The sequence below is a fragment of the Pseudomonas sp. CM27 genome (assembly GCF_013179515.1).
Classification (GTDB): Bacteria; Pseudomonadota; Gammaproteobacteria; order Pseudomonadales; family Pseudomonadaceae; genus Aquipseudomonas.
Window position 1 is genome coordinate 19,851 of the sequence record NZ_JABMCN010000025.1, and the last position, 11,943, is coordinate 31,793.

Below are 11,943 nucleotides of genomic sequence, written 5' to 3' on the forward strand. Positions count from 1 at the left end.
GACTGCCGCTGCGGCAGAGCAAGCTTCAGCTTAGCAGCGCGCCAGCCCCACGCCTGCCCGTCCGGCGCACTGCGGACGCGGGCTGCAGCGCCACCCCGGCGAGCCCGACGCCGCCCTCAACGGGGCTGCGCAGCGTTATCGATGAAGGCCAGCGCCTGGTACAGCATCTCAATGCGCGGCAAGCTGCAACCTGCAGCCCGCGCCCGGGCCAGCGGCTCGGCATAGATGGCCTGCAGTTCCAGCGGGCGCTTGCAGACATGGTCGTGGTACATGCTTGGCCAGTAGTCGGGCATACGCTCGGTCACCTGGAACAGGTGCTCGGCATAGCCCTCGGGCAATGCATGGCCACACGCCGCCGCGCCAAGTACCACCTCGGCCATCAACGCCTGGATCAAAGCGCGGCTATGCCTGTCGGCCATAAGCGGCGTGGTGCTGGCACCGAGCAGCACCGACAGCCCGTTGTAGGGCACGTTCCACACCAGTTTCTGCCAGCGTGCCAGGGCCAGGTTCGGCATTGCCTGCGAGTCGATGCCCGCCGCCTGGAACAATCCCGCGCCTGCGCTGACCAGCGCAGCACCGCCATCAGCGGCCGGCCCACTGTGATAGCCCAGGTTGATTGCACCCAAGGCCTGGTGGCGGATTACGCCGGGCGCCTGCCGGTTGACACAGATAAAGCACAGGCCACCGAGCAGGTGCATGTCGCTGCGCAGGGCCGGGCGCAGTTGCTCTTCAACGCCCAGGCCATTCTGCAACAGCAGCACCTTGGCGCCAGGCGCAGCCGCTTGCACGATCAACGGTGCCAGCTGGTCATTGCTGGTGGCCTTTGCACCGATCAGCAACCAGTCGCAGGGCGGCATGTCGGTGGCATCGGCATAGGCCTGCACCTTCATCTGCAGCGCACCGTGCACCGCACTGTCCACGGCCAGCCCGTGCTCACGAACGGCCTGGTAATCGCTGCGCAACAGAAAATGCACATCGAAGCCGGCCCGAGCCAGCATCAACCCATAAAAGCCGCCGATTGCGCCACTGCCGATGATGCCGATGCGCGGTGCGTGCAGATGCATGCCGATCTCCAGGTATAAAGTCAGCCCCCTTTTTACACAGGTTGCGCAGTGCTGGGCAGCCCATGCGTGGCAAACCCGCGCCATCAGGGAAAAACCCCACGCTGACGGGGCAAAGCCCATTGTCGCGCCACCTGTAACGCGCTAAGGTTCTGCTCCCCGCTGCGATTATTCTTGCTGCTGGGCCGCACGGGGATAGTTGGCGGCCGGCACCCGTGACCTGACGAGTAACACGATGGCTGATTTACCGATCGATGACTTGAACGTTGCCTCCAACGAGACCCTGATCACCCCCGATCAGCTCAAGAAGGAAATCCCCCTCAGCGCCAAGGCCCTGCAGACCGTGACTGCCGGCCGTGAAGTGGTGCGCAATATCCTCGACGGCAAGGACCATCGCCTGTTCGTCGTGGTCGGCCCCTGCTCCATCCACGACATCAAGGCTGCCCACGAATACGCCGAGCGCCTGAAGGTGCTGGCCGCAGAAGTGTCCGATACGCTGTACCTGGTCATGCGTGTGTATTTTGAAAAGCCGCGCACCACCGTTGGCTGGAAAGGCCTGATCAACGACCCGTACCTGGATGACTCCTTCAAGATCCAGGATGGCCTGCACATTGGTCGCCAGCTGCTGCTGGACCTGGCCGAGATGGGCCTGCCGACCGCCACCGAGGCGCTCGACCCGATTTCCCCGCAATACCTGCAAGACCTGATCAGTTGGTCGGCGATCGGCGCCCGCACCACCGAATCGCAAACCCACCGCGAGATGGCCTCGGGCCTGTCCTCGGCGGTCGGCTTCAAGAACGGCACCGACGGCGGCCTGACCGTTGCCATCAACGCCCTGCAGTCGGTTTCCAAACCGCACCGCTTCCTGGGTATCAACCAGGAAGGCGGCGTGTCGATCGTCACCACCAAAGGCAACCCGTACGGCCACGTGGTATTGCGCGGCGGTAACGGCAAGCCGAACTACGACTCGGTCAGCGTCGCCCTGTGCGAACAGGACCTGGCCAAGGCCAAAATCAAGGCCAACATCATGGTCGATTGCAGCCACGCCAACTCCAACAAGGATCCGGCGTTGCAACCGCTGGTGATGGAGAACGTTGCCAACCAGATCCTCGAAGGCAACCAGTCGATCATCGGCCTGATGGTCGAGAGCCACCTGAACTGGGGCTGCCAGTCGATTCCGAAAGACTTGAACGAACTGCAGTACGGTGTTTCCATCACCGACTCGTGCATCGACTGGTCCGCGACCGAAAAGACCCTGCGCAGCATGCATGCCAAGCTCAAGGATGTGCTGCCGCAGCGTAAACGCGGCTGAATAAAAAGCGGGGCCGCAACGCGGCCCCGCTTTTTATTTCAAATCCGGAATTACCGATTCAAGCCTTGCTCGAATGCCGCTGCTGGCGCTCCATGTAGCGCTCTACATAGGAGCATGACGGGATCACCGTGTAACCCATCTGCTCGGCGTATTCCAGCGCCCGCTCGGTCAATGCGGCAGCGATTCCGCGGCCGCGCAAGGCATTGGGCACGAAGGTGCGATAGATATCCAGCGTCTGCTTGCCCAGATCCATATACGTCAGATAGGCACGATGACCGTCCACGGTGGTCTCGAACTGATGACCGGCCTGGTCATGGTGGATGGTCAGCGCTTCGCTCATCACTACTCCTCGCAGGTCTTCTCGGCAGACCCATACCTTAACCGATGGTGATTTATCCGGCACAGAATCCTCTACGCCACCTGTTGCCCCTTCGACCACTCAACGATTGCAATGGTTCGGATCTGCGGCACTGACAAGATAGTAGGCGCCGCAAGCGTGATTGCTCAAGGTGGCAGCGCTTAAAAATGGCGAAAACGCCATCAGCACTGATCTTCCCTGCGCGCGCAACAGCCGCCGGATGTTGTAGGGCTTAAGACGCTGAAGGACAGTTAAAGTCACCCTTAGTTCAACAAAAAAGTTTCTGTACTACAAGCGCTTGCGAACCCTGCACGATTTTTTCACAGCGGAGTAGCAAATCTTGTCGGCGCGACGTCAAGCAACATTTTTTTTGCAGTTCTTGCGCTGAGTCAGTTTACTTACTACAAGTAATGGGTACTATGTACGCCGGCCAGTTTCTCTTTTCCGAGAGATGGCTATTTAATAGAAAGTCCTTGAAGGGGAACACGATGAACAACGTTCTGAAATTCTCTGCTCTGGCTCTGGCCGCAGTTCTGGCTACCGGTTGCAGCAGCGTATCCAAAGAAACCGAAGCTCGTCTGACTGCGACTGAAGACGCAGCAGCTCGCGCTCAAGCTCGTGCAGACGAAGCCTACCGTAAGGCTGACGACGCACTGGCTGCCGCTCAGAAGGCTCAGCAGACCGCTGACGAAGCCAACGAGCGCGCTCTGCGTATGCTGGACAAAGCCAGCCGCAAGTAATAATCCTCACGGATTGTTATGAAGCCGACCCACTTGTGGGTCGGCTTTTTTATTGCCTGCGCAACACCCGGATGCACCGGCCAGATACGAAAAGGCCTGCACTAAGGCAGGCCCGGATGTGTCGCAAAAAACCTTACTGCAGTTCTGCCGGGATGCTCGAAACCATCGGCGCGCCACCCTGGTTTTCCACCGGCACGGCAATCTCGACTGGCATGCCGTCTTCTGCAGCCACCACGTCACGCACCATGTCCCAGTTCATGCGCAGGTTATTGGCCAGGTCTTCGCGCTTGAGCAAGGCGTTGATAACAGCGGTGTGCTTGTCGACCACCGACGGGTTGCCCTGGTCATCCAGCGGCGTGTGCGCTTCCAGATAGACCTTGCCAGCGCTGATGCCGAACTTGTACGGCTCGTTGATGATGCGCACCGGCGTACCGACCGGCACCATCTTCGACAGTTCCAGAACGTTGTTGTTGAGCATGCGGAAGCAACCGTGGCTGGTACGCATGCCAATGCCGAACTTCTTGTTCGAGCCATGGATCAGGTAGCCCGGCACGCCCAGGGTGAACTTGAACGGCCCCAGCGGGTTGTCCGGGCCGGCCGGCACCACGGTCGGCAGGATGTCACCCTCTGCGGCGTGCTCGGCACGGATCGACGCAGGCGGCGTCCAGGTAGGGTTCGGGGTCTTCGCGGTAATCTTGGTATTGGCGATCGGCGAACCCCAACCCTCGCGCCCAATGCCCAGCGGGAAGGTATGCACCACGTTCTGCCCTTTCGGGTAGTAGTACAGGCGGTACTCGGCCAGGTTGATGACCACGCCTTCACGTGGCCCCGGAGGCAGGACGTAGCGGGTCGGCAGGATGATTTCGGTGCCCGCGCCTGGCAGCCAGGGGTCGACCCCAGGGTTGGCGGCGATCATTTCCAGGTAGCCAAGGTCGTTGGCAGTGCCGATGTCGGCGAAGGTATCTTCGTACTTCGCCTTGATCACCTGCACCTGGCCGACGATGTCTTCACCGGGCGGTGGCAGTGGCAGCTCCAGCGCAGCAGCGGGGCCCGCTACCAGCAGAGCGGCCAGGGACAGGCTACGGGTGACGGCAGGAAAGCGCGGCAACATCCGGTAAATCCTTCGAAAGGTGGGTCAAGAGGATCGATTGTACACCCGCACCGATGCAAGCGGGAGGCATTGGCGCATTGCAAGCGTTTCAGATGATGAAAGGTGCCTGTCGTTCAGTTGCCGTGCAGCTCTGGCCAGACCGGGCGCATGCCGCGTCGTTGAGCATCGAGGATGGCACGGCACAGGTCACACAGGCGGCCATCGCGATAGATCGAGCGTGACACCCCCGACCAGCGCGGCTGCGCTGGCAGCAGGCCACCGCACAAGGTACGGTCGACAGGCACACCCAGCTCAAGCTGACGGGCCACCAGGTGAACGCGGATTTCCTGGCAGGCGAACAGGTCGAGCTGCTCGTCGGGCTCGATCAGTTGGTAGGCAAACAGGGACCAGGCAGGGCGCGGCATCGGGGGCACTCGAAACGGGGGGCGCAACATTATCCGAAAGCCGCCCTCGTTAAAAGCGTCACAGCAAGGGTTTTATCGCCGGCCAGGCATTTTCCAGCAAGCGCTGCTGGGCACCCTGGGCCGGATGGATACCATCGGCCTGCATCAATTCCGGCACGCCGCCCACGCCTTCCAGGAAAAACGGCACCAGGGGCACCTGCTTGTCCGCTGCCAGCTGCTCATACACCTTGGCAAACGCCGTGGTATAGCGCACCCCGTAATTGGGCGGCAGGCGCATGCCCAGCAACACTACCTTGGCGCCGGCCTGGCGCGCGCTTTCAATCATCGAGGCAAGATTTTGTTGCAATTGCGCGGGCGGCTGCCCGCGCAGCCCATCGTTGCCGCCCAGTTCCAGCACTACCAGGCTTGGTTTATGCGCTGCAAGCAGCGCCGGCAACCGCGCCTGGCCACCTGCGCTGGTGTCGCCGCTGATCGAGGCATTGACCACTTTTTCATCGAAACCTTCATCGCGCAGCCGGGTCTGCAACAGAGAGACCCAGCCCTGGCGGGTATCCAGGCCAAAACCGGCGCTGATACTATCGCCCACAACCAGCAGTGTTCCCGCCACCGCGCTCTGGGCCAGGCAATACAAGGCCAGACCGGCACTCAACCACCACACTCGCATCGGATTCTCCATGGGCCCCAGCATTCTCGTTGCGCAGCACCTTAGCAAAGTGGTCCCCAGCGCGGAAGGTGACCTGACCATCCTTCATGCGCTCTCGCTCGACCTGGCCCAGGGCGACAGCCTGGCCATCGTCGGTGCGTCGGGCTCAGGCAAGTCGACCCTGCTTGGCCTGCTCGCCGGCCTCGACCAGCCCAGCGCCGGCAAGGTCATCCTGGCCGGCCACGAACTGGGGCCGCTGGATGAAGACCAGCGCGCCCGCGTACGCGCCGAACATGTCGGCTTCGTGTTCCAGTCGTTCCAGCTGCTCGACAGCCTCAATGCACTTGAAAACGTCATGCTGCCACTGGAGCTGGACGGCCGCCGCGACGCCCGCGAACACGCCCGCACCCTGCTCGAACGCGTCGGCCTGGGCCAGCGCCTGAGCCACACGCCGCGCCAGCTGTCGGGGGGCGAACAGCAGCGGGTGGCCATCGCCCGCGCCTTCGCCGCGCAGCCAGCGGTGCTGTTCGCCGACGAACCCACCGGCAACCTCGACAGCCACACCGGTGAGCGCATCAGCGATTTGCTGTTCGAGCTGAACAAGGAGCGCGGCACCACCCTGGTACTGGTCACCCACGATGAACGCCTGGCCCGGCGCTGCCGGCGCCAGATTCGCCTGGACGCAGGCCGCCTTGTGGCGCCGGTGGTGGCCTGATGAAGCACATGCCACTGTCCCGCCTGTGCGGCCTGGCGCTGCGCCAGTTGCTGCGCGACATTCGCGCCAGCGAAGTGCGCGTGCTGTTCTTCGCCTTGCTGGTCGCGGTGGCGGCCAGCACCGCGATCGGCTATTTCGGCGCCCGCCTCAATGGCGCCATGCAGCTGCGCGCCAGCGAGTTCCTCGGCGCCGACCTGGTGCTGCAGGGCAGCGCTGCAGCTCGCGAACAGCAGCTTGATGCCGGCAAGGCGCTTGGCTTGCGCCACGCCCAGGTGGTCGAGTTCACCAGCGTTGTGGGCGGTGACAATGGCATCCAGCTGTCCAGCGTCAAGGCGGCGGATGGCGCCTACCCATTGCGCGGGCAAGTGCGCAGCGCGCCGGCTCCCTACGCCGAGGAAACCCCAGGCGGCGGCCCGGCACCGGGCGAGGCATGGGTCGAACCGCGCCTGCTGGCGGCACTGGGGCTGTCGGTAGGTGACAGCATCGACGTGGGCCTGAAGACCCTGCGCATGAGCCGCGTGCTGACCTACGAACCGGACCGTGCCAACAATTTCTACAGCCTTACCCCACGGGTGATGATGAACCTGGCTGACCTGGAGGCCACCGGCGTTATCCAGCCGGGCAGCCGGGTTACCTACCGTGACCTGTGGCGCGGCGATACCGAGGCGCTGGCCAGGTACCGCCAGGCCGTGGAAAAAGACCTCGCCGCCAACCAGCGCCTGCGTGACACCCGCGATGGCAACCAGCAGATTGGCGGAGCCTTGGGCAAAGCCGAACGCTACCTGAACATGGCCAGCCTGGTGGCCGTGCTGCTGGCCGGGGTCGCCGTGGCCTTGTCGGCCAGCCGTTATGCTGCACGCCGCCTGGACGCCAGCGCTCTGCTGCGCTGCCTGGGCCTCTCGCGTCGCCAGGCGCTGGGCCTGTACTGCCTTCAACTGGCCATGCTCGGGCTGGTCGCAGCGCTGGCCGGCGCCCTGCTCGGCTGGCTGGCCCAGCTGGGCCTGTTCCGCCTGTTGCACGGCCTGCTGCCCAGCGAGATACCCGCTGGCGGCATCGTCCCCGCCCTGGCCGGTATCGGTACCGGGCTGGTGGCGCTGGCCGGCTTCGCCTTGCCGCCCATTGCCGCACTGGGGCAAGTACCACCGCTGCGGGTGCTGCGCCGCGACCTGCTGCCAATTCCGCCCAGCAGCTGGGTGGTGTATGGCGCCGCCCTGTTTGCCCTGGGCCTGATCATGTGGCGCCTGAGCCTTGATCTGCTGCTCACCTTCGCCCTGCTGGGGGGTGGCCTGGTCGCCGCGCTGCTGCTCGGCGGGCTGCTGCTGCTCGGCTTGCGCAGCCTGCGCCAGCTGTTGGCCGGCGCCCCACTGGCCTGGCGCCTGGGGCTAGGCCAACTGCTACGCCACCCTACGGCCGCCGCCGGCCAGGCCCTGGCCTTCGGGCTGATCCTGCTGGCCATGGCACTGGTCGCCCTGCTGCGCGCCGAACTGCTGGACACCTGGCAAGCGCAACTACCCAAGGATGCGCCCAACCACTTCGCCCTGAACATTCTGCCGGATGACCGCGAGCCGTTTGCCCAGCGCCTGCACCAGGTCAACGCCGCCTCCGCCCCCTTGTACCCGGTAACCCCCGGCCGCCTGGTGCAAATCAACGATCAACCGGTGCAACAGCTGGTCAGCAAGGATTCGGCGGGCGAGCGGGCGGTGCAGCGCGACCTCAGCCTGACCTGGGCCGCCGAGCTGCCGGCTGGCAACGCCCTCACCGCCGGCAACTGGTGGCAGGCGCTGCCATCAGGCGAGGAGACTCCCGGTGTGTCGGTAGAGGCGGAGCTGGCCCGCAGCCTTGAAGTCCAGCTGGGTGACGTGCTGACTTTCGACATCGGCGGCCAGCAACGCCAGGCACGGGTCAGCAGCCTGCGCAGCGTGCACTGGGACAGCTTCCAGCCGAACTTCTACATGATTTTCCAGCCCGGCACGCTGCAGGGGCTGCCGACCACCTACCTGACCAGCTTCTACCTGGCGCCGGGGCATGACGTGGACGTGGTGGCGCTGTCGCGGGCGTTCCCGGCGGTGACCATTCTGCAAGTGGATGCGCTGCTCGATCAGTTGCGCAGCATCCTCGTCCAGGTGACGTTGGCCGTCGAATACGTATTGCTGTTCGTGCTGGCGGCCGGGCTGGCGGTGCTGTTCGCCGGCCTCCAGGCAACGCTGGACGAACGCATTCGCCAGGGCGCACTGTTGCGCGCGCTGGGGGCGGCACGGCCATTGCTGGTCAAGGCCAGGCGTATCGAGTTCGGTTTGCTGGGCGCGGCCAGCGGACTGTTGGCTGCCGTGGGCTGTGAGCTGATTACCCTGGTGCTGTACCGCTATGCCTTCGACCTGCAATGGACCCCACATCCGTGGTTGCTGGTACTGCCATTGGCAGGAGCGCTGCTGGTGGGTGGTGCGGGGGTGCTGGGCACGCGACGGGCGCTGAATGCCAGCCCGCTGGCGGTGTTGCGGGAAAGTTGAGGGCTGCCTGTGCCGGCGAAGAGGCCGGCACAGGCGGCATCAATTCACTGATCGTAACTGACGCCGCTCACATACCAGGTTGCTTCTCCGGTAGGCGTCTGCACCACCACCTCATCGCCCTCCGCCTTCTTCAGCAAGGCACGGGCCATGGGCGAGTCGATCGAGATGTAGTCGTTGCGCCCGTGAATCTCGTCATAGCCGACGATGCGAAACTTCTTGGTATCGCCCTCGTCGTTCTCGATCTCTACCCAGGCACCGAAAAACACCTTGCCCTCCTGCTGCGGCGAATAGGCAACCACCTTCACGTCCTCGAGACGCTTGCGCAAGTAACGTACCCGGCGGTCGATTTCGCGCAGCAGCTTCTTGTTGTACTGGTAGTCGGCGTTCTCGCTGCGATCACCCAGCGACGCCGCCCAGGCGACCTTCTGGGTGATTTCCGGGCGATACACCCGCCACAGGTGGTCCAGCTCTTTCTTCAGCGCCTCATGGCCTGCGGTGGTGATGATATTGGTGCTCAACGGCGCGCTCCTCAGGGGCGGGTAATCAGGCCTTGGCGCGCAATGCGGGTCAGATGACCGATGACATCGGCGGCCACCTCCGGCGCCGGGGCCTGGATCACCGCCAGGTCAAAACGGTCATTGCCGTACTGCGCAAGGTGGCAGCAGGCATCGGCGAACTGGATCAGGAATGCACGCGCCTGGCCCTTGCGCCGGGACAGACCTTCGAGGTGACGCAAAAGGGTGGGCTGATGCTGGCCGCCGAGCAGGATGCGCGGTGTGCGGGACGCCTGGCTGGCAGGCAAAGGGCTCAAACAGACACTGGTACGTGGGCAACTCATGGTGCTTCTCTCCGCCTCGCGAATCCCGCTGGGCAGCGGTGGGAGGCGTCACCGAACCAGCGCTTTAGCGGTATTTCGGAGACCTTGGGAGGGCCATCCTGCGCCCCGCAAGTAGCTGTTTAAATCGGCGCAGGCGGTATGCTAGAGCGAGGAGCTGCAAGTTGCAAGCTACAAGCTGCAAGCACAAAGCAAGAGCGGGCAACACGCGGCCAGCTCTCGCTTGGGGCTTGCAGCTATGACTTGCAGCTCATCAACGGGCGATCAGGCGGTCCAGCGAGAAGCGCCCTGCCCCTTCGATCATGACCGCGACGGTGCCGGCCAGCAGGGCCAGGGCGAATTCATAGCCATTGTTGGACATGAACAGGCCATTGCCGATGTGCACGGAGAAAATCGCCACCACCAGGGTGACACTCAGGGCCAGGGCCGCCGGGCGCGCCAGCAAACCGATCACCAGAGCCACGCCGCCGAAGAATTCGGCACTGCCAGACAGCAGCGCCATCAGGTAGCCCGGGGCCAGGCCAATGCTTTCCATCCACTGGCCGGTGCCTTCCAGGCCGTAGCCCCCGAACAGGCCGAACAGCTTTTGTGCACCATGCGCCATGAAGATCAGGCCAACCAGGATGCGGATAAAACTGAGGCCGGCGCCAGCACGGGTAGAGAAAAGGGCGTTGAGGGTAGCGTTGTTCATGTCGAAGCGTCCTTGAAACGGAGAGTCTGTGTTGGAATGGACGCCATGATAATCGATTAGTCAGATATGAAAATCGCGAAATATCTAACATAAGAATCGAATAAATCGATTTGTCAGCGCCTCGCTACGCGCTCCAGCACGGCGCGCTCGCGATTGAACGCCAAGAAGTACTTGTTGACGCTGTTGACGAAATTGACCGGTCCCATGCCCACCTGCTCCATGGCAACGCGCTCGGTCTGGAAGAACCACTGGTTACCGTTGAGGCCGCGCCGCCGCGCTTCGGCGCGCATGGCCTGAACGCGCTCAGGGCCAAGGTTGTAGGCCGCCAGCACAAAGGCCATGCGCTCACGCTCGTTGATCCTGGGGCTGGCAAAGAACTTGCGTCGGATCAGGGCCAGGTAGCGGGCGCTGGCATGGACATTGCCATCTACCGTGGCGGTGTTGCTCACGCCCACGCGCTGGGCTGCAGACGGGGTGATCTGCATCAGGCCATGGGCCCCACCCCTGCCGCGCGCAGCAGGGTTGAGCGTCGACTCCTTGAAGGCCAGCGCAGCCAGGTTGAGCCAGTCGATCTGCTGCGCCGCGCCATGCTTCTGCAGCACCGCCCGCACCGAGGCCAAGCGCTGGCGGTCCTTGCTGGCCAAAGGGTTGTGCACCCGATACTGGCGGCGGTAGATGCGCTCGAATGCAGCGTCCTGATTGTCCGGCGCACGATAGCCCTTGAGGAAGCGATCAACGCTGGCGAGCAATTGCGGCGCATCTTTTCCCACATACCAGCGCATGGCCTGCGGCGCCCCAAGGTGCACGCGGCTGTCCAGGCGCAGGCGCGGCATGACCCGCGCCCAGCGCCGGGCGATCGGCTGCTCGACCACAGTCAGGTGATAGATGCCGGCCTGCACCATCTCCAGCACATCCTCTACTGCCAGCGTCGAGTCCACCCACTCCACCTTGATCGGCGCACGCTTGCGCAGCGCCAGCTGCTGGTTGACCTGCTGGATCAGCGGGCCGGCGGCGCTGGCGCTGGTCAGGGCCACGGTACGCCCGGACAGCTGTTCAACCTTGCTGAAGCTACGTTCACCTTTACGCCCCACCAGCATCAACGGCACCTGGTCGAGTATCGGCGCAGTGCTGCTGACGCCGCGCACCACGCTGGGGTCGAGCAGCTCGCCTGGCGCAGCCAGGTCACCCTCGCCCCGTTGCAAGGCGCCCAGCAACTGCTCCTTGGCCCGCGGAATGAGTTTCAGCTGGATATGCTGGCCATCCTCGGCGCGGGCGTTCAGGTAATGTTCCAGTGCGCGCAGGCGATAGTACTCGACACCCACCGGCTCGCCCTTGACCTCGCCCGAGCTGTTGCGGCTCTGATTGACCAGCACCCGCAGCACCTTGCTGGTGCGGATCTGTTGCAGGTCACGGACCTTGGCAGGCGGAATGTTCTGCTGCGGCCCTGGCAAGCGCGCATAGGCCGGACCGGTCAGGGCCAGCCCGAGCGTGAGCAGCAAGATGAGCCAGCATCGCAGCATGGGGGAACGTGTCCGTGGTCGGTGGGCAGCATCCATGGTTTGCACC

Annotated in this window: 13 protein-coding genes; 4 read left to right on the forward strand and 9 right to left on the reverse strand. The window is 63.8% G+C overall.

Annotated elements, in window-relative coordinates; all coding sequences use genetic code 11:
• Positions 1-116: 116 nt before the first annotated feature.
• Positions 117-1,064, reverse strand: coding sequence for a putative 2-dehydropantoate 2-reductase (locus tag HP547_RS05295; RefSeq protein WP_172233424.1), 948 nt, complete (start codon positions 1,062-1,064; stop codon positions 117-119).
• 232 nt (positions 1,065-1,296) lie between these two features.
• Here HP547_RS05295 and HP547_RS05300 point away from each other — a divergent pair, with 232 nt between their 5' ends.
• Positions 1,297-2,373: a 3-deoxy-7-phosphoheptulonate synthase gene (locus tag HP547_RS05300; protein ID WP_172285672.1), complete on the forward strand. Its 1,077-nt coding sequence runs from the start codon at positions 1,297-1,299 to the stop codon at positions 2,371-2,373.
• Positions 2,374-2,431: 58 nt separating this feature from the next.
• Here the strand turns inward: HP547_RS05300 and HP547_RS05305 are convergent, their stop codons facing one another.
• The gene (locus tag HP547_RS05305; protein ID WP_016500542.1) at positions 2,432-2,713 is read right to left on the reverse strand and encodes a GNAT family N-acetyltransferase; all 282 of its coding nucleotides are present in this window, start codon (positions 2,711-2,713) and stop codon (positions 2,432-2,434) included.
• 506 nt (positions 2,714-3,219) lie between these two features.
• Here HP547_RS05305 and oprI point away from each other — a divergent pair.
• Complete coding sequence (gene oprI / locus HP547_RS05310; protein ID WP_003259780.1) at positions 3,220-3,471, forward strand: outer membrane lipoprotei OprI; 252 nt, start codon at positions 3,220-3,222, stop codon at positions 3,469-3,471.
• 133 nt (positions 3,472-3,604) lie between these two features.
• Here oprI and HP547_RS05315 read toward each other — a convergent pair whose 3' ends face one another.
• The 3 genes from HP547_RS05315 to HP547_RS05325 all read right to left on the reverse strand — a co-directional run bounded on the left by HP547_RS05315 (position 3,605) and on the right by HP547_RS05325 (position 5,650).
• Positions 3,605-4,582 carry a L,D-transpeptidase family protein gene (locus HP547_RS05315; protein WP_172285673.1) on the reverse strand — a complete coding sequence of 326 codons (978 nt, stop codon included), beginning with the start codon at positions 4,580-4,582 and terminating at the stop codon, positions 3,605-3,607.
• A 113-nt stretch (positions 4,583-4,695) separates the two neighbouring features.
• On the reverse strand, positions 4,696-4,986 hold the full coding sequence (locus tag HP547_RS05320) for a hypothetical protein (protein WP_172231730.1): 291 nt from the start codon (positions 4,984-4,986) through the stop codon (positions 4,696-4,698).
• Between the two features lie 58 nt (positions 4,987-5,044).
• A complete protein-coding gene (locus HP547_RS05325) occupies positions 5,045-5,650 on the reverse strand; it encodes an arylesterase (protein ID WP_172231727.1) in 606 nt (201 codons plus the stop codon).
• A 10-nt stretch (positions 5,651-5,660) separates the two neighbouring features.
• On the opposite strand from HP547_RS05325, the gene HP547_RS05330 reads away from it, so the two are divergent.
• Both HP547_RS05330 and HP547_RS05335 read left to right on the forward strand, forming a co-directional pair.
• On the forward strand, positions 5,661-6,344 hold the full coding sequence (locus HP547_RS05330; protein WP_172285674.1) for an ABC transporter ATP-binding protein: 684 nt from the start codon (positions 5,661-5,663) through the stop codon (positions 6,342-6,344).
• Positions 6,344-8,851, forward strand: coding sequence for an ABC transporter permease (locus HP547_RS05335; RefSeq protein WP_172285675.1), 2,508 nt, complete (start codon positions 6,344-6,346; stop codon positions 8,849-8,851). Before HP547_RS05330 ends, HP547_RS05335 begins: the two co-directional genes overlap by 1 nt.
• A gap of 44 nt (positions 8,852-8,895) precedes the next feature.
• Here HP547_RS05335 and greB read toward each other — a convergent pair whose 3' ends face one another.
• The 4 genes from greB to HP547_RS05355 form a co-directional block, all read right to left on the reverse strand.
• Complete coding sequence (greB, locus tag HP547_RS05340) at positions 8,896-9,369, reverse strand: transcription elongation factor GreB (RefSeq protein ID WP_172220743.1); 474 nt, start codon at positions 9,367-9,369, stop codon at positions 8,896-8,898.
• An 11-nt stretch (positions 9,370-9,380) separates the two neighbouring features.
• Positions 9,381-9,689 (reverse strand): hypothetical protein, encoded by a 309-nt coding sequence (locus HP547_RS05345; protein ID WP_172220740.1) that lies wholly within the window; start codon positions 9,687-9,689, stop codon positions 9,381-9,383.
• A 250-nt stretch (positions 9,690-9,939) separates the two neighbouring features.
• Positions 9,940-10,377 carry a DoxX family protein gene (locus tag HP547_RS05350; protein WP_172285676.1) on the reverse strand — a complete coding sequence of 146 codons (438 nt, stop codon included), beginning with the start codon at positions 10,375-10,377 and terminating at the stop codon, positions 9,940-9,942.
• A gap of 113 nt (positions 10,378-10,490) precedes the next feature.
• On the reverse strand, positions 10,491-11,897 hold the full coding sequence (locus HP547_RS05355) for a transglycosylase SLT domain-containing protein (protein WP_172285677.1): 1,407 nt from the start codon (positions 11,895-11,897) through the stop codon (positions 10,491-10,493).
• Positions 11,898-11,943 lie beyond the last annotated feature (46 nt).

Excerpts from the sequence above, each read along its gene's own strand:
- HP547_RS05295 (WP_172233424.1), bottom strand. The coding sequence starts at position 1,064 with ATGCATCTGCACGCACCGCGCATCGGCATCATCGGCAGTGGCGCAATC.
- HP547_RS05300 (WP_172285672.1), top strand. The coding sequence starts at position 1,297 with ATGGCTGATTTACCGATCGATGACTTGAACGTTGCCTCCAACGAGACC.
- HP547_RS05305 (WP_016500542.1), bottom strand. The coding sequence starts at position 2,713 with ATGAGCGAAGCGCTGACCATCCACCATGACCAGGCCGGTCATCAGTTC.
- oprI (WP_003259780.1), top strand. The coding sequence starts at position 3,220 with ATGAACAACGTTCTGAAATTCTCTGCTCTGGCTCTGGCCGCAGTTCTG.
- HP547_RS05315 (WP_172285673.1), bottom strand. The coding sequence starts at position 4,582 with ATGTTGCCGCGCTTTCCTGCCGTCACCCGTAGCCTGTCCCTGGCCGCT.
- HP547_RS05320 (WP_172231730.1), bottom strand. The coding sequence starts at position 4,986 with ATGCCGCGCCCTGCCTGGTCCCTGTTTGCCTACCAACTGATCGAGCCC.
- HP547_RS05325 (WP_172231727.1), bottom strand. The coding sequence starts at position 5,650 with ATGCGAGTGTGGTGGTTGAGTGCCGGTCTGGCCTTGTATTGCCTGGCC.
- HP547_RS05330 (WP_172285674.1), top strand. The coding sequence starts at position 5,661 with ATGGGCCCCAGCATTCTCGTTGCGCAGCACCTTAGCAAAGTGGTCCCC.
- HP547_RS05335 (WP_172285675.1), top strand. The coding sequence starts at position 6,344 with ATGAAGCACATGCCACTGTCCCGCCTGTGCGGCCTGGCGCTGCGCCAG.
- HP547_RS05345 (WP_172220740.1), bottom strand. The coding sequence starts at position 9,689 with ATGAGTTGCCCACGTACCAGTGTCTGTTTGAGCCCTTTGCCTGCCAGC.
- HP547_RS05350 (WP_172285676.1), bottom strand. The coding sequence starts at position 10,377 with ATGAACAACGCTACCCTCAACGCCCTTTTCTCTACCCGTGCTGGCGCC.
- HP547_RS05355 (WP_172285677.1), bottom strand. The coding sequence starts at position 11,897 with ATGCTGCGATGCTGGCTCATCTTGCTGCTCACGCTCGGGCTGGCCCTG.